This is a genomic window from Chloroflexota bacterium, assembly GCA_026706485.1.
In the GTDB taxonomy this organism is placed as follows: Bacteria; Chloroflexota; UBA11872; order UBA11872; family UBA11872; genus JAJECS01.
The window spans coordinates 1-17,003 of the sequence record JAPOYR010000009.1 but is presented as its reverse complement, the minus strand read 5'-3'; the positions used below and the strand labels follow the sequence as shown (position 1 = coordinate 17,003).

Sequence of the window (17,003 nt, the reverse complement as noted above, 5' to 3'; positions counted from 1 at the left end):
CGGTCAGTTGCGCGACCAGGCGTAGACCGTCGCCGGCGCGGGCTCCCAGATCCGCGCGCCCGCGGCCCCCGGCAGATGGGCGATGGAGCGGTACTCGGACGCCATCGCCACCCACTGGTCGGTTTCGGCCAGCACCGCGGGCTTGCACGCGATGCCGTCACGCAGGACGGCGAAGCCGTCGCGCGTGCCGATGGCGAACGTGAAAAAGCCGTCGAGATCTTCCAGGCTCGATTCGAGCGCTTCTTCCAGAGACGCGCCTTCGGCCATGCGATGCGTGAGGTAGCCGGCGGCGACCTCGCTGTCGTTGTCGGTCTGAAAGGTCATGCCCTGGCGCTCAAGCTCGCGGCGCAACCGGTTGTGGTTGGACAGCGAGCCGTTGTGCACCAGACAAAGGTCGCGCCCGGTCGAGAACGGGTGCGAGTGCTCGGTGGTCACGGCGCTCTCGGTGGCCATGCGGGTGTGCGCCAACGCGTGCGAACCGGTCATCTCGCCGATGGCGTAGCTCCCGGCCACGTCGTCGGGCAGCCCTTTCTCCTTGTAGATCTCAATCTCGGCGCCGACGCTGGTGATGCGCACCTCCGGGTGGTGGCCTCGAAGCCAGGCGCGCGCTTCGGCTTCCGTGGCGTTGACCACGATCACGGCATGCGTCACGCGTACATGCAGATCGACACGCCCCGCAAACGCCGTGCCGAGCCCTTCCGCAAGTGCCTCCCAGTCGAAGCCGGTTTCGGGGTGATAGAGGGTGAGCTTGAGGGCGCCGTCGGGAGCGGGGTCGTGGTAGATCGCGAACCCGGCGCTGTCGGGACCGCGGTCGGCCATGGCCACGAGCATGGGCTCGAGCCATTCACCCAGCGATGGCTCCAGCGATTCCTGCTTGAGGAACAACCCAACGATGCCGCACATGTGGCCAGGGTCCCGATCAGGTTCGGCCCGGTGGGGCCGCCGCGCAACCCGCGATGCTACTTGAATTCACGGGCCAGCGCGTGCAGCGCGCATAGGCCGACGGGCTTGCCGTCGAACTCCTGCATCGCATCGAGCAGCGAGCCCCAGGCGTAGTCGGCCGAGGCGCTGTCGCCGAGCAGGTGGAACACCGGCGTTTCGCCTACTTCAACGCGCACGATGACCGCGCTCAGCCGGGCCACCGAGGTCTGCGCGACCGAGCCGACGGGGAATGCCGGCTCACGCATGTCGACGCCGCACACCTTCGCCAGGCACTCGGCAGCAGACGCGCCCGTGAGGGCGAACCAGAACATCCCGTCAAATCGAGGCAGCGGGTAGGCACGAGCACGATGGGCGTCCGCCGCGCCCGCTTCGAGGCGGGCGCAGAGGCTGTCGGCGCCCTGGATTGCCCCAAGCACCAGCACCTCGGTCCATGACCGCGTGATCGCGATTGCGCCGTCCGGCTGGACACTCGCTTGGTTGGGTTTGTCCGGAAGGTCGACGCCCTGGGCGGTGAGCCACTCCCGCGCGCCGGGACCCCGAAATCCCACGCGCGGCAACGGCGAGAGGTCGACCAGGCCCAGCCGGCGGGCCGCGGCGGCCTCGCCGCCGGGATCGCCGAAGTCGGTCACGACGGTCACGCCGGCGTGCTCGCCAAACGTGCCTCCGGCGGCTCGCAGGGCGTCATCGATCGGGCTGCGTGACTCAATCACGGCTACATGCCCTGCCTGGTGTTGTCGGGGTCGTAGAACGGCAGCCGCGCGACCTCGGCCTCGACCAGCCGTCCCCGCGCCGCCTTGATGGTGATGATGCTGCCGACCTCGGCCTGGTCGGGCGCCACGTAGGCCAGACCGATGGCCTGATCGAGGACCGGCGACCACGCCGACGACGTGACACGACCCGTGATCTCGCCGTCCCGCACGACGAGGTGGCCTTCGTCGGGCACGGTGGCGCGGCGGTCGGACACGGCGTAACCAACGAGCCGGCGGGAAAGGCCCTTTTCACGCAGGATTTCGATTGAGCGTTTGCCGATAAAGAAGGACTTGCGGCGGCCCAGCGCCCAACCCAGGTCGACCTCGTGCGGATGGGTGAGACCGTCGGTGTCTTGGGTGACGATCACGTGACCCTTTTCCAGCCGCAGGACGCGCTGGGCCTCCACGCCAAAGGGTCGGATGCCGTACTCGCGGCCGGCGTCAATCAGCGCCTCCCACAGCCCCAGGCTCTGGGACGCGGGCGGGTGAATCTCGTAGCCCAGCTCCCCGACGAAGCCGATCCGCAGCAGACGCACGTCCACGCCCGCCAGCGTGCCGGTGCGTGCGGCGAGATAGGGACATGACTCGGGCGACAGGTCGATATCCGTCCCCAGCTTCTCCAGGACGCGGCGGGCCTTCGGTCCGGCGATGTTGATGGCGCCATAGGCCGGGGTGACGTCCGCAATATCGACGTCGAGCTGCCACTGCGCCTGGTACCAGAGCAGCAGGGGATAGAGCTGCTCCGCACCCGACGTGCTGGCCGTCACGTAGTAGTGGTCGGGTCCCAATCTGGCCGCCACGCCGTCGTCGACGACGATGCCCTGCTCATCAGTCAGCAGCGCATAGCGGGTGCGGCCCGCGCGCAAACGGCGGAATGATGGGGTATAGGCGCGTTCGAGAAACTCCACCGCGTCAGGCCCGCGGATATCGAAGCCGCCGAGCGTGGAGACGTCGATCAGGCCCACCGCGCAGCGAACCGCCAAAACCTCGTCGGCAATGGCATCGGCGCGCTCATCCGAGCGCCCGTAGTAGGCCGGGCGCATCCAGAGGCCAGCGGTCATCATCTGCGCGCCCGCGTCGACGTGCCAGCCGTGCATAGGCGTGTGCCGCACGGGTTGGAACCCACGGCCGGCGAACAGACCGAAGCGCGTGGGGTGAGTCGGCGGGCGAGTTGTCGTGGCGCCGATTTTGGCCGAGGTGGTGTCGCGGGCCGCCGCCGTGACCGCGGCCGTCGCGATGGCGGAAAGGCGGCCCTGGCTTGGGCCCATGCCCACGGTCGAGTATCGCTTGAGGAGCTCGATGTCCTCGTAGCCCTCCGCCAGGGCGTCCTCGATCTCGCGCACGGTCACGTCCTCGTCGAGGTCGACGAACTCGTGGCCGTGCGGGTGCGGAAATACGGGCCACGTCGCACTCGATTCATCGGCATCGGGTCGAGCGGAGATCGCCGAGGCATCGGCAGCGGAGCCCGACAGGTCTGCGGCGGCCGCCCCAGCGGCGTGTTCGCCTTGCGCCAGGGCCAGTTCCACCGTCGATGCTCCGGCAACGACGCCGGCGGCGAATGCGTGATCCGGCAGCGACGCCAGACGCGGCACCGCGCCGTGCCCGTCGGGCCGAAACTTCGCGCCGGCCTGCGCCAGCAGACCTCCGGCGGGCGACACGCCCGCGGCCACGACCAGCAGGTCGCAGTCGATCCGTTCTCCGTCGGCGGCGCATGCGCCGGGTCCGGTGACGCGAGTGACCAGCACGCCGCCGATCTGCAGGCGCTGCGGATCGCGCCATGCCTCGCGCACGGTGTGGCCGAACAGGATTCGATGCCCGCACGCTTCGGCTTCGGACGCCATCCGGCCGGTCGGCGCATCAAGGCGGCAGTCAACCACAGCGGCCACGTCGATTCCGTGCTCGGCCAGATCGAGCGCCGCGGCGTAGCCCTCGTCGTTGACCGTCAGCACCACGGCGCGCAGGCCCGGCCGAACTCCGAAGTGCCGGATCAGGCGCTGCGCGGCAGTCGCCGACACGATGCCCGGCAGGTCGTTGTTGCGGATGACGGCCGGCTGGCTCGTGCCACCGGTGCAGGCGATGACGGCCCCGGCGCGGACCTTGTGCAGGCGATTGCCCTGCGCCACGGCCAGCCAGTTGTCGCCGTACCAGCCGGTGCAGGTTGCCGAGGTCATCACGCGGACCGATGGCAGGGCTTCAACGCGCCGGCGCAGGTCGTCAAGGGCGCCGTCGCCGGCTTCTAGCCGCCCGTAGGTGAGCCAGCCGCCCAGCTCGGGCTCACGTTCGATGAGCAGCACGTCTAGGCCCTGAGCACCGCACGCGGCTGCGGCGGACAGTCCCGCCGCACCGCCGCCGATGATCGCAACGTCGCAGGTGGCGTACGCCTTGTCGAAGTACTCGGGCGCCCACGTCCGGTCGACGCGCCCGAGGCCGGCCGTGCGGCGGATGATCTTCTCCCACCAGTTCCAGACGCCGCGCGGCTTGTAGAAGGCCTTGTAGTAGAACCCCACGGGCAGGAAGCGCTCGAAATGTCCAAGCAGGGCTGCCCAGTCCCTCTCAAGGCCGCCGACGGTGTTCTGCGCCTGCACTCGCAGGCCGGGTTCGATCGCGCGCGTGTCGGCGTGCACGTTGGGCTCGGTTTCGAGCTGGACCAGGGAGCCCGCCTCGTCGCCGGCGAAGCCAAACGACCCTCGCGGCCGATGCAGCTTGAAGGAACGCGACAGGCACCACACACCGTTCGCGGCCAGCGCGCTGGTGATGGTGTCGCCCGCATAGCCCGTGTAGTCACGTCCCTCGAATTCGAACGTCACGGGCCGGGTGCGGTCGATCCGGCTGCCGGCCGGCGGCGGCAGGCGCTCGCGCGTCATGGCTGGTCTTGGCGAGCGTCGGGGCCGAAGAGCTCGCGGGGCAGGAAGGTGCGCACGATCTCATCGGTGACCGTGTCGCGGTCGGCGATGAACCAGAAGCTCGTGGGCACGTGATACCACCACTCGCGCACGATTCCGGCGGCGTTGTCATGCAGGAAGAGATAGTCGGCCCAGGCTTCGGCGTCGGCCTGGTCGGGATCGGGCGCCGCGACGACCTCGCCGCCGCAGGTGAACTCCTGGATCGGGCGCGGTCCGTTGAGCGGGCAGGGCATGACCTTCATGCGCGCACCTAATGGCCCACCGACGCCGCGCCCTTTTCGCCGACCTGCTCGAATTCGGCGAAGCGGCTGAGTCGAAACGGCTGCAGAAGGTCGGGCGTGCGCCCGGTGGCAACGAGCTCCGCCATCCGCTTGCCGCAGACCGGCGTGGCCTTGAAGCCCCAGGTGCCCCAGCCCGCGTCGATGTACAGATTCTCGACCGGGGTGACGCCCATGACCGGGCTGAAGTCGGGCGTCATGTCGCACATGCCGGCCCACTGGCGCAGCATCTTGACGTTAGCGAGGAACGGAAACAGCTCGAGCACCGGCAGCAGGGTGCCCTCGGCGAATTCCAGCGTCGACCGGTTGGCGTAGAGCCCGTAGGGATCGGTGGCGCCGCCGATGACCACTTCGCCCCGCGCCGATTGCCAGATGTAGACGTGGAGACTCCCCGATACCACGATGGGATCGAGCCAGGGCTTGAGTGGCAGCGAGACGCAGGCCTGCAGCGGCACGGTGTGGATCGGCAGGCGAAAACCGGCCATGGCCGCAACCAGCGAACTCTGCCCGGCGACCGCCTGGAGCACGCGGTTGCACCGAATGTTCCCGCGCGAGGTCTCGACGCCAGCCACGCGACCGCTCTCAACCTGGATTCCCGTAACTTCCGTGTCGGAGTGCAGCTCGACGCCCTGCGCGGCGGCGCGCGCGGCGTAGGCCCACACCACGGCGTCGTGCCGTGCGGTGGCGCCGGGCGGGTGATACAGCGCCGCCAGCACCGGATGCCGCACGTCGGACGAAAGATCGAGGCCCGGCGCCAGCTTGGCGATCTCGTCGGGGAAGATCAGCTCGGAATCGACGCCGAAGTGCTTGTTGACCTCGGCGCGCCAGCGCATGGTTCGGATGGCCGAGTCGGCGTGCGCCAACGTCAGGTGGCCGCGCTCGGTGTACTGCAGGTTGAAGTCGAGCTCGTTGCTCAGCCCGCGCCAGAGGTCCAGTGACTCGGCGTAGAACTGCACGCCTTCCTCGGTCAGATAGTTGGCCCGCACGATGGCGGTGTTGCGTCCCGTGTTGCCGCCGCCGAGATAGCCCTTGTCGAGCACCGCGATGTCCGTGATGCCGTGCTCGGTCGCCAGGTAGTAGGCCGCGGCGAGTCCGTGGCCGCCGCCGCCGATGATCACGGTGTCGTAGGCGCGCTTGAGCTCCGGGCGAGGCGGAAGAAACCGGTCAGGCGGGCGGCGCGGTCGCAGTCCGTATTTCAGCAAGCCGAGCGGCATGGCTAAGCGACGCTGTCGGGTGCGACGGGGAACCGCCGATCAAATCGCGCTTGAGACACGGCAGGGAATCGCAACCGGCCATACGCCGCATCTTTCGGAAGGCGCCCGATGATATCGCGCTCCCAGCGCCGCGGCGCCGGCAGGCATAATCGGGAGCCGGTCTCGCGGTGGGCGGGGACGGCAGGCAACGCGTGGAGCGCTAACCGGCGGCAGGCAACTACGTTGGCGCGCGGGAATTCAAGGAGATCGCACCGTGGCCACGATCGGTCGATATGTGCGCAGCGTCCCGAAGTTCTACTTGGCGCTGATCGCGCTGATTGTGGTTATTGCGGTTGTGATCGCAGTGGTCGTGCTCGCGCAGGGTCCCGGCGACGAGGCGGCGGACGCGGCTGATGCAACGCCCGTGGCGACGGTCGCCGCCCAAGCCGCCGCTCGCACAGCGGCTGCGGCGATTACCGCCCGTCCGGCCACACCGGCCGCGCAAACGCCGAGCACCGAGTCCACCGCGGCCGCGGCGGCCGCAACCGACGCGGCCGCGCCCGAGGCCACACCGACCGTGGCGATCTACGCCGAGGTGCGAGCGCAGGCGCGGGTCGAGGTCGAGCAGCAGGCAGCAGTCTCACGCACCGGCCTGCCGACGGCCGGAGACTCTCAAGTAGACGCCACGGGGTTCGAGGTCACCCTGGTTGGAGTGGCCAACCTGCCCGAGTTGAAGCAGTTCACCGGCTCCCCGTTCAAGCCAAAGAACGGCGTCTTCAAGCTCGTGAACATGCACTTCAAGAACGAATCGTCGTCGTTCATCACGATCGCCAAGGCCAACATCGTTCTGCTCACCGCCGACGGTGAGGAGATTGCCGTGAGCAACCTGGGGACGAACGCGCTGACGGGCATGGTGCCCGACATCGAACGAGGCCGCCCGCTCTACCTGGTGGAGAGTCTGCCTGCCGGCAAGGAAGCGAGAGTGAGCGTCGTTTTCGACGTGCCGCTCGGCTTGACCGGGCTCAACATCGAGATCGAGGGCTTCCTCTTCGAAGTGCCGGATCCCACGTAGCAGCCGCGCGCTAAGCTCGCCGCATCCGGCGCGAGCGAACGGGCCGCACAATGAACGCAACGCACGACGATCTCGACCTGCGCGTCGCCGAGTACCGCATCAACGGCTTTACGGTGTTCGAAAACGCGCTCCCGGTGGAGGTGGTGGACGCCCTCCACGCGGCGTTCATGCCCCTGCTGGAGGCCGTGCGCGCGCGCAACTCGCGGGAGCTTTCGGGCGAACTGGCCACGGGCCGCGGGCGACTCGGATATCCCAACCGCTACACGGTCGACCTGCCCTGGGCCATGCCTTTCTCAGATCCCGCCGTTTACCAGCACCCCACGGTGTTGGCGTTCATGGACCGCTATTGGGGCGTGTCGGACTACCAACTGACGGGCTACACGTCGAACAACCCCTATCCCGACAGCACTTATCAGCGGTGGCATCGCGACATGGCGCTCACGACGCCGCACATCGGCACCCAGACCTGCGACACGGTGAGCGCCAAGATTCCGCTGGTCGACACGTTCGAGGAAAACGGCAGCTTCGAAATCCTGCCGGGCACGCAGTACCTGGCCGATCCCAGCCTGCAAGGCCGCTACAACGACGTACTAGAGGCGGGAGACTTCAGGCCCAGGCGGCTCAACCTCAAGAAGGGCTCGATCTGGATGCAGGACCCGCGCCCACTGCACCGCGGCACGCCCAACCGCTCCGACCACGCGCGCCCGGAACTGTGCCTGGTCTACACGCGCCCCTGGTACTACTCGGGCCACTGGGTCGAGATGACCGGCGCCCAGTTCGATGAGCTATCGAATCGGGGCAAAGAGCTGCTGGCGTCCGCGCGGATTACAGACGGCGGGTCGGGCTAGGCATCACCGAGCGCTACGCTCCAATGCAAGTGGCTGGCTCTGTCAGCTAGCGCCCTTCGCAAGCTCAATCCACCGCTATTGGGACCCAGGCAATCCCGTCAACGTGCGCGAAGTGTCGATCAGCTGAAATCAAGTCGGCGCCAGTCTCCATGGCGTGGGCCGCAATCCACACATCGTTGGTCGGAATGGGGCGACCCTTCGCTCGCAGCGCCGCCGCAATTCTGGCGTAGCGGTCCGCGGTTACCTCCCCCACTGGAACGAAGGAAACGTACGGGCTATTTCGAAACGCACGAAGGTCGGCGAGATTGCTGTGGAAGTGCGACCCCAGACGAAAGCCATGCATCAATTCGCCAACCACAACCGCCGAGAGCAGGATTTCCTCGGCACTGCGAACTATGTCCATAACCTGCTTGTGCCCGCGCACGAGCAGCGAGTAGGCATTGGCGTCCAGCAGACCCGTCACCGCCAGAGCGACTCGTCGATGGTGTCGAACTCGCGCAGCGCAGCATCCAGTTCATCCGCTCTGTCCGCAGACCAGGTCCCTATCAGATGATCCAGGGAATCGCCGATGACATCCGCGCCTCCGGCACCGTCCGTGAGCCCGGCTCCCTTTCGCAGCAACTTGAGCGCGGCCTGATTTAGGGAGATCCCATCACGCTTTGCAAGCCGGCGCAGCCGGCGGCTCAATTCGTCGTCGAAGCCTCTAACCGTGAGTTGGTGCACTTCAGATCACCCATCTGAGTCACAAAGTGAGTCACTATGAGTCATCGTATCACTCATCAACGCTGAGACTACGACTTGAAGGGTGAATGCAAAGACTGGCGCGGCCACCATCCCGCTATCCGGAGTCGCTTGGCGGACGGGTCTAGGCCGGCACGAACTTATGCAGCCGGTTGGCGCGTTGGACCTCGCAGACGTAGAGCGCGCCCTGGTCGTCGATCCAGACGTCGTGCGGCGCCCCGAACTGGCCGGGGCCGGGGCCGGGCTCGCCGAACTGGGTGCTGCCGAAAGCGAACTGATCGAGGTCCGATGATAGGGGAGGTGGGACTACGAGGCGGGCTCGAACACCAGCTCCGGCACCACCACTTCCCACGCATCGCACTGAAGACGGTCCCGGAATTCCGCTTCAGAGCGCTCCCGGTCCCATGTGACGACGGCCAAGACCCTGGCGAACGTGCAACGCACGCCGTCGGGGGCCTCGAAACCACGAGCGAGCCGCCCGACGACCGTCCCGTCGCGATCAAGCAGCTCCCAGCGATTCGAGCCGATTCGCACCTCCAGCCTGTCGCCGGGCGAGAGAGAGGCAATGGCGCGATGCACGGGATGATCACGATGCTTGTATCCCGCGAAGCTGAGAAAGACGTCACGCAGGCTGAGCCGCCGATAGCGACGCGTCAGTTCCGGGGCTGCTGCCGGGAGTTCGGTGGGCGATGGGCGGAGCAGTATTGACGAGCTGCCCATTAAGTCGTCTTGGAGCGGGTGCGACCCCGAAAAGCGCGCCAGGGCAAGCGTCTCCCGTGCGCGAGTCTTGGCAACGTAGTACAGACGGCGCGGGGCATCGGCATCCTCACCACGTCCCGCGCGGTCCCAACCTCCGTCCAACACGACCACGTGGTCGAACTCCAAGCCCTTGGCGCGATGCGCGGTCAGTAGAAGGAGGCTGCGCTGGCGTCGACGCACTTCCCGTCCCCACTCCGCCAGCCATTCGATGAAGTGACTCACCGACGTTTCCGCGCCGCCGGTTTCCAACCCCCACTCGTCAATGGCCTCACCCAGCAGGTCGGTCCAAGGGCCCGAGGGTTGCCCGACCAGCCAGTCGTTCAGATTCGCGCTCGCTACCAACTTTGAGTCCCGCCTTCGAACCCAGCTCAGGAGCGCCTGCGTCTCCCGCAGGTGCCAGACTCCCGTAAACTCCTCATTCCCCATCTGAACCGGAATCCCCTCGAGTTCGCAGAGGCTGCGCACCGGATCCAAGTAGCTCCACTCACGAGCCACCACCGCGCAGGTGGACCAGTCCCAGTTCGGCGCGAGTCCTGACAACCGCTTCAGCTCGGCTACCGTTACCTGAGCCTGTGAGATGGGATCGTCTCCCGCCGGCAAGATCTGCACTCGACCGCCGGCGACCGGATCACGTTCAGCCCATGCCCCGCCTTGGGGGTCATTCTCCCGGGCACGGTTTACGTGGATGGGGTGACCGGTCTTCATCCGTTGCCGGGCAGGCTCGATTACGGTGTTGGCGGCCGTGACGATATGTCCGGTGGAGCGGTAGTTGTCGGTGAGATAGGCCGGCTTGGCTCCATAGTCCGCTTCGAAACGTCGTATGAACTCCACCGACGAGCCGTTGAAGGCGTAGATGTTCTGATCGTCGTCGCCCACCGCGAAGAGGCTGATCCTGTCGTCTTCCTCCGCGAGGGTTCTGCCGGCCAGAGCCGAGATCAGTTCATACTGGTCGAGGCCAATGTCCTGATACTCATCCACCAGGATCCAGCGGAAGCCAGCCAACAATCGGGATCGATACTCGTCCGCTTCGTCGGACGGCAATCCCTCCCCACGCAGCAAGGCAGCCGCCTGCTTGAGAATCTCCTGGAATTCACCGTCATCCAGTCGATTTGCCCGCCCCGAAAAGCTAGCGCCGACCAGCCGCATGGCCAGCGCGTGGCAGGTGAGCACCAGCACGCCCTTGGCATCGTCGCCTATGAGGTCCGCGAGGCGTCGCCGTATTTCGACCGCTGCGTGCCTGTTGTAGGCGAGGGCCAGGATGCCGCGAGGCTTCTCGCGCCTGGCGCGAATCAGGTAGGCGATGCGGTGCACCAGCACCCGCGTCTTGCCGGAGCCCGGGCCCGCCAGCACGAGCACGTTCGTCTGCTCCCGGTCGTCCGCAACGATGCGGCGCTGGATGGGATTGTTCAAGCTCTCGACGATTGCTCGCCACGATTCGGGCGTGGTCTGGCGCGAGATTTCCCGCTCCCTGTCGGGTAGCCATCGCCTCAGAAACTCCGCTTGGCTATACCTGAAATAGTCCATGGCCAAACTCAGAGCGTCGGCCATGGAGCCAAGACCCTTCGCCGCATACTCGGCCATGACGTGGATTTGCAGCACCTGCTCGTCGTAGTGGAGCTTGAGGGGTGCGAAGTCGGCCTGGGCAAAGCGTCGTGTTTCCGGCCTCAGGCGGATGGTCATGGCTGGACGGAATACGGTCAGGCCCTTGTTCAGGCGTATGACTTCCTGTTCGTGCAGCCACAGAAGCGCACGGTCCATCAGCCTGGCGGGGTCTCTGACCTCGCTCTTGAGGACCAAGTCGGACTCGATGGCCTGCCGCAGCTTTCCCAGGGTCGTCTCGGCCAGCAAGTCCGTCCCTCGGCGTCCCGACGGCAGGCAGGCAAGCAGGTGGTCCAACAGACGCCCTGCGGCCGCGCGTCGCAGTTCGGCGGTCTTCTCCAACGCCGTCCATTCGCGCTGCAACGTCACCTGCACGGTCTCTGCATCGCGCCCACGCACTCCCAGGCTTCCCCCACCGCCGCCCTCGCCCCGGCCGTCAGCGGCAATGCTGCGGACGATGCGCCGCAGGAGTTCCGGCAGCGCGTAGTTATGGCCGTCGTCCTTCAGCCGCTGGGTGGCGAGGCGGAGATGCAGGGGGAACGTGTCGCCCTTTTCCATGTCCGGCGCCGTCTCCCGCAGGAGGTCGATAAGGCCTCGCTCAAGTGCCGTCGCCTGCTCAAAGCGTGCCCGGGAGGCGCGCCGCACCCCTGTGTGGACGAAGGCCGTCAACACCGTGTCGTTGCGGGCGATGCCCAATCGCTCCAGATCGTGGAGCGCCGCCCGCACGCCCTCGGAGTTCAGGCCCGATGCGGCCATCAACTCGTCGGTGGAGATGCCTTCGTCGGCGTCAGCCTCGATGAGCGACTCGGCAATGGCCAGCAGTTGGCGGCGGTCGGCATCCGCGATTGGCGCCTTTTCGAGCTTGAAGCTCGCCTCTTCCACCGAACTCACCCGCAAAGAGGACGGGAACACCTGAACCTTGTTTTCCTCCCGGGTCAGCAGCACCGCTTCCTCCAGCCAGGCCACTGAGGTGCGCACTCGGGTGTCGTCGGTGGCGGAGTCTCGCTCGAACGCCTGCTCGTCATCCTCACCCAGGATTTCGCCCGCCGTGGCCACCACTTCGCCGCCCAAGCGCTTCCTCCGGTCGAGATTCCGCAGCGCCCTCAGCACGCCGTGGATTTCGCGTCGCGTAAGCCGGGAACGGGCCGACATGCCGAATTGCCGCTCCACGTCATCCGCTGAGAAGAGCAGCACGCAGCGCGCCCTCTGCTGGTCCCGTCCGGCGCGCCCCGCTTCCTGGAGGTAGTTTTCCAAGGAACCTGGTATGTCGGCGTGGATCACGACCCGCACGTCCGGCTTGTCGATGCCCATGCCGAAGGCGTTAGTGGCGACGATGGCTCGCAGATCGCCGCGGATGAAACGCTCCTGGACGTTCTTCTTGGTCTCCGGCGGCAGTCCTGCATGGAAGTGGTTCGCATCCATGCCTTTCGCCTGCAAGAACTCCGCAACCTCTTCGGCCTGCCGCCGGGTCGCGCAATAGACGATGGCGCCGCCCGGCAGCTCTGTCGGCAGATCGGCCTCTATGACCTGATGAATGTCGGAGAACTGCCCTTCGCCACTCGTCTGCACCACCACGAATTCCAGGTTGGTACGCCGTGCGCCGCCGTCGAAGACCTTCAGCTCGATGCCGAGTTCTTGCTGGAAGTAGTCCACGATCTCGGTCTTCACGTCGGGCTTGGCCGTCGCAGTCAGGCAAAGCACCGGCGGCACCGGCCCTTTCCCCGCTCGCTCTCGCATGTAGCGGCCCACATAACGGTAGTCGGGCCGGAAGTCGTGGCCCCACTTGGAGAGGCAGTGGGCCTCGTCCAGCACCCAGGAGCCGATCTCGCGTTGGTCGAGGACGCGGCGCGTGGACACGCTGCGAAGCTGCTCCGGCGAGATGATCAGGATGCTGGCGTCTCCCAGCCGCACCCGGTCCAGAGCATCGGATCGCTCCGGCATGGACAGAAGCCCGTTGATGGTGACGCAGGAACCAATGCCTCTCGCTTCGAGTCCTTGGACCTGATCCGCCATGAGGGCGACCAGAGGTGAAATCACGACTGTCAGAGCGCCGGTCTTGTCATAGCGGGATAGCGCTGGGACCTGGTAGCAGAGCGACTTTCCAGCCCCGGTGGGCAGTATCCCGAGCACATGCTTCCCTGCCATTGCCTCCTCGACGATGGACCGTTGCATGGGCCGCCCAATCTCGTCCGTCGGCTCAGGACGGAAATCGGAAAAACCGAACCAGCGGGCAAGCTCTTTGCCGGCGTCGTGCCGATCCCGGCACCATCCACAAGCGGAATCGGCGCAGGCGGAGTCACGTAGTCGGCGCACCAGCCGACCCGCTTCGGGGAACTGATGCCGCACCCAGGGAGGCACTACCGAGGTGCCCCCGGACACTGACATCCATGCCAGCGCATAGGCCAGCGCCCAACCGTGTCGGGTGACATTCGCCATGACGTCGTGTGCATGTGTCTGACAGGCGTTGCCGGCGAAACGTGCCCGAATCGCATCATGCGCCACTACGTCGGATGGTCTTCGCGCACCACGCAATGAGGCGAATACCCTGTCAAATCCCGCGCCATCTTCCTGCGTGGTGAGCCAATGCCAGGCCGTCAAGAGGTCAGCCGGTGCTTCGCGCAGCGCCCTTTGCTGATTGGCGAAGACCTCAAGCGTCAATCTGGCGTCCAACTCCGGGTCGTTTCGGCGCCCGCGCTTGAGTTTGCCGTCCTGGTAGTGCTTGACGAGGTGGTGGTAAGGATTGCGCGGAAACGCCAGGGGATTAAGCCTGAGCGTGTCCACCGCTGGCAGCCGCAACAGTTTGAGGCTTGGACTCGCAGCCTTTAGATGGGGCAAGTCGAATTCGATGAGGTTGTGGCCCAGCAGGAACTCCGCGCCTGCGGCAAGGTTGTCCAGCTTGGCTAATGCACCAGCGAGTCTGTTGTGCTCTACAGAGAGCGTCAGAGACTGACCGGTGTCCGGACGTACTCCCGCGAACGCGCGGATGCGTCGATCTTTGACGCGGACTTCAAGGTCCAGTGAGAGGCAACGCGACAATAGACGGCTGCTGGTGTCAGCCGAGGAAGTGGATTCTCTTGTCGTGGTCCCATATTTGGAACGCATTTATCACCGATGCTCTCACGGCGAAGGGCACGCAGGAGCTTGCTCACCCAGCGATCAAGGCACTCGACGAGGTCCGAACACCACAGGGCAGTTGCAAGTGAACAAATCTTCAGTTGACTAGAGTCTACAGTGCTAGGGCAAGAGTTTTCGTAAAGGTCCTTGCTTCGGTTAAGTCTGGTGGACAGTCCTACACCGGCACGAACTTGTGCAGCCGGTTGGCGCGTTGGACCTCGCAGACGTAGAGCGCGCCCTGGTTGTCGATCCAGACGCCGTGCGGGGCGCCGAACTGGCCGGGGGCGGTGCCGGGCTCGCCGAGCTGGGTGATCCGCGTGCCGTCGAGATCGAGCACCGAGACGCGTCCGTCGAGCTGGGCGACGTAGATGGCGTCGGCGTCCTCGTCCACGAAGAAGTCCGTCGGGCGGTGGAGGCCGGTCCACTCTTCCTGGAAATCGCCGTCCCGATTGAAGACTTGCACGCGGCTGTTCTCGCGGTCGGCCACGAGCACACGGTCGTCGCGGGTGACCCAGATGCCGTGCGGCAGGTCGAACTCGCCCGGCCCGCTGCCGGGACTGCCCCAGGACTTCTCGATCACACCGGCCGCTGAGAAGCGGTGGCACTTGGCGGCGCGGTAGCCGTCGGAGATAAAGACGGTGCCGTCGGCGGCCAGGTGGGTGTTGGTGGGGTGGTTGAAGCCGTCGAAACGCGGCGGCTCGCCCGGCGGCGGGTCGCCCTTCATGTGGTAGTCGTCGTCGCTGGACCGGATGTGCAGCAGGCCGATCTTGCGCAGCACTTGACCCGCCGTGTCGCAGACCCACACGACCTGGGCGAAGCGATCCGTGAGCCAGAGCTGCTCCTCGTCGTCGATGAACGCCCCGTGCGCGTGGCTGACGAACGTGTCGCCCCAGTGATCCACCAGCGAGCCCTCGCGGTCGAAGACCAACATGGGATGCGTGCCGCGGCCGAAGCAGTAGAGCCGCCCGCGGCTGTCGGTCACCACGCCGCCGATCCACCCGGTGGAGATGTTGGGCGGGATCTTGGCCCAGCCAGGAACCAGGTCGTAGGTAAATCGACCGCTGCCGGTGCGCATGATCGGGCCTTTGGAATCGCGTGATTGAGCGGACGGCGGGAGCGTAGCAGCCGGCGTCCAAGTGGATTGGAGCACCGGCACAAGGTTGACGTCGTCGGTCGATCTACACCACCGTCACCAGGACATCGCCCTCGCTTCAAATTGACCGCACCGCTGCCACGTGACCCTAATCCGTTCGCCTGAGGTCTCCCAGGTCGCCGCCACGTTCGGAATCATCGCGGCCACGGCATTTGGGGCGTCGGTCTACGGGCCGTTGCTCGTGCCGATCCAGGCGGAGTTCGACGTCAACTTCGCGACGCTCAGCGTGCTGGTGGCCGTTCCCTCGCTGAGCCGGGTTCTCGTCACGCCGGCGGCGGGCTATTTGACGGATCGCGTGGGTCCGCGTCGACTGCTCGCCATCGCTTCGCTCGCGTTCGCGTTGGGAGGGCTGGCCGCCGCCGCCGCGCCGGGGTTCTGGGCCCTGGTCGGCGCTGTGTTCGGGTCGGGCATGGCCGCCGCGTTCATCGAGAGCGCCTCCGTGGCCCACCTGGTGCGGCTGGCGCCCCCGGCGGCCCGTGGGCGCACGATCTCGCGCGGGCTGACGGGATTTCAGATCGGCATGCTGGCGAGCCCGGTTGCCGCCGGAGGTCTGGCGGTCGCCCTCGGATGGCGCTCGGCCCTGGTGATGGCGGCCGCCGTGGCGGTGATCGGCGCGGTGATTGCGGTTGCGTTGATCCGCGACGCAAAGCCGGTTGCCAGCACTGCGGATGAGACGCGGTCCGCACCGGGCCGCCCGGTGTCGTGGCGCGCGATCGCCGGCGTGCTGGCGTTCGGCGCCCTGCTCTGGGGCGGCGCTTCGACGCTGCGGGCCGTCGCCCTGCCGCTCTACGGCGGGGTGACGCTGGAGCTCGACCCGGCAACGGTGGGACTGGTGCTCTCCTTGCTCACGGGTCTCCGCGCCGTAGCCACGTTTGCGGGCGGCCACCTGATGGACCGCTATGGCCGGCTGGTCGTTATCGGCGCAACCGTGGTGATGAACCTACTGAGCACCCTCGTGCTGCTGTTTCCCGCGCACGTGGCGTTCCTCGGGCTCACGGCCTTCTGCTATTCGATGGGCGGGTTTGGCGCCACCTCCCCCGTGATTTTGCTGGCCGACCGGGTGCCGGCCCGACATGCCGGACGGGGTGTGGCGGCGCTACAGGCGTCCTCCGGGACTTCGGCGCTGCTGCTGCCGCTCGCGGCCGGCGCGCTGATGGACGCCGCTGGCATCGTCGCGCTGGCGCTCATGCTGCTGCCGGTGTTCGTCCTGGCGATCCTGGTGGGGGCCGTGGTTGCCCGTCCACCCGGCGCCCGGCCCCAGCCATCGTCCGTCGCGTCGGTGGACTAGGGAAAGGTCCCGGTCCCACTCTCCACCACGGAGACCTTCGAATGGTCAGGTAGGGGCGGGTCTCAGACCCGCCCGATGCCATGCGTCCGGCGCGCTTCCAGGTCCTGCCGGACTGGATTCCGGCAGTCGCCGGAATGACGGAGGGATTGAGCAAAAGGTGTGCCTTCGCGGGAATGACGAAGGGGATTCGCAGAGATCTCCCGTCGCCGAATGCGTCCGGTTCCCTCTCCCTAGTGTGGGCGAGAGCGAGAGCGTGGCCCAAACTTGGTCTGGGGTGAGCGGGTGCGTCCGGTTCCCTCTCCCCGCCGTGGGAGAGCAACTGTGTGGCCGGTGACGGGTTTAGCTGGCCATGGCGGGGTTCCAG

At 66.7% G+C, this 17,003-nt stretch carries 13 protein-coding genes; 4 read left to right on the top strand and 9 right to left on the bottom strand.

Features of this window, described 5'->3' with window-relative positions; genetic code table 11:
* Positions 1–3: 3 nt before the first annotated feature.
* Genes OXG79_06915 through OXG79_06895 form a run of 5 tightly spaced genes read right to left on the bottom strand, consistent with a single transcriptional unit; the run spans position 4 to position 6,086 of the window.
* On the bottom strand, positions 4–903 hold the full coding sequence (locus OXG79_06915) for a glutamine amidotransferase family protein (GenBank protein ID MCY3783500.1): 900 nt from the start codon (positions 901–903) through the stop codon (positions 4–6).
* 56 nt (positions 904–959) lie between these two features.
* Positions 960–1,652 carry a sarcosine oxidase gene (locus OXG79_06910; protein MCY3783499.1) on the bottom strand — a complete coding sequence of 231 codons (693 nt, stop codon included), beginning with the start codon at positions 1,650–1,652 and terminating at the stop codon, positions 960–962.
* A 2-nt stretch (positions 1,653–1,654) separates the two neighbouring features.
* Positions 1,655–4,555, bottom strand: coding sequence for a 2Fe-2S iron-sulfur cluster-binding protein (locus OXG79_06905; protein MCY3783498.1), 2,901 nt, complete (start codon positions 4,553–4,555; stop codon positions 1,655–1,657).
* Entirely contained in the window at positions 4,552–4,836 is a 285-nt protein-coding gene (locus OXG79_06900; GenBank protein MCY3783497.1) for a sarcosine oxidase subunit delta, read from the bottom strand. Before OXG79_06900 ends, OXG79_06905 begins: the two co-directional genes overlap by 4 nt.
* An 8-nt stretch (positions 4,837–4,844) precedes the next feature.
* Positions 4,845–6,086, bottom strand: coding sequence for an FAD-dependent oxidoreductase (locus OXG79_06895; protein ID MCY3783496.1), 1,242 nt, complete (start codon positions 6,084–6,086; stop codon positions 4,845–4,847).
* Between the two features lie 253 nt (positions 6,087–6,339).
* Between OXG79_06895 and OXG79_06890 the strand changes: the two genes are divergently transcribed.
* Together OXG79_06890 and OXG79_06885 are read left to right on the top strand one after the other, a co-directional pair.
* Positions 6,340–7,137 carry a hypothetical protein gene (locus tag OXG79_06890; protein MCY3783495.1) on the top strand — a complete coding sequence of 266 codons (798 nt, stop codon included), beginning with the start codon at positions 6,340–6,342 and terminating at the stop codon, positions 7,135–7,137.
* A 50-nt stretch (positions 7,138–7,187) separates the two neighbouring features.
* Entirely contained in the window at positions 7,188–7,985 is a 798-nt protein-coding gene (locus tag OXG79_06885; GenBank protein MCY3783494.1) for a phytanoyl-CoA dioxygenase family protein, read from the top strand.
* A gap of 64 nt (positions 7,986–8,049) precedes the next feature.
* Here OXG79_06885 and OXG79_06880 read toward each other — a convergent pair whose 3' ends face one another.
* Positions 8,050–8,448: a type II toxin-antitoxin system VapC family toxin gene (locus OXG79_06880; GenBank protein ID MCY3783493.1), complete on the bottom strand. Its 399-nt coding sequence runs from the start codon at positions 8,446–8,448 to the stop codon at positions 8,050–8,052.
* Complete coding sequence (locus tag OXG79_06875) at positions 8,445–8,708, bottom strand: hypothetical protein (protein ID MCY3783492.1); 264 nt, start codon at positions 8,706–8,708, stop codon at positions 8,445–8,447. The genes OXG79_06880 and OXG79_06875 overlap by 4 nt, the downstream gene beginning before the upstream one ends.
* Positions 8,709–8,886: 178 nt before the next feature.
* On the opposite strand from OXG79_06875, the gene OXG79_06870 reads away from it, so the two are divergent.
* Positions 8,887–9,018 (top strand): hypothetical protein, encoded by a 132-nt coding sequence (locus OXG79_06870; GenBank protein ID MCY3783491.1) that lies wholly within the window; start codon positions 8,887–8,889, stop codon positions 9,016–9,018.
* Between the two features lie 14 nt (positions 9,019–9,032).
* Here the strand turns inward: OXG79_06870 and OXG79_06865 are convergent, their stop codons facing one another.
* Both OXG79_06865 and OXG79_06860 read right to left on the bottom strand, forming a co-directional pair.
* The gene (locus OXG79_06865) at positions 9,033–14,186 is read right to left on the bottom strand and encodes a RecQ family ATP-dependent DNA helicase (protein MCY3783490.1); all 5,154 of its coding nucleotides are present in this window, start codon (positions 14,184–14,186) and stop codon (positions 9,033–9,035) included.
* A gap of 187 nt (positions 14,187–14,373) precedes the next feature.
* Positions 14,374–15,273 (bottom strand): hypothetical protein, encoded by a 900-nt coding sequence (locus OXG79_06860; GenBank protein ID MCY3783489.1) that lies wholly within the window; start codon positions 15,271–15,273, stop codon positions 14,374–14,376.
* A 160-nt stretch (positions 15,274–15,433) separates the two neighbouring features.
* Here OXG79_06860 and OXG79_06855 point away from each other — a divergent pair, with 160 nt between their 5' ends.
* Positions 15,434–16,639, top strand: coding sequence for an MFS transporter (locus OXG79_06855; protein MCY3783488.1), 1,206 nt, complete (start codon positions 15,434–15,436; stop codon positions 16,637–16,639).
* The last annotated feature ends 364 nt before the right edge of the window (positions 16,640–17,003 follow it).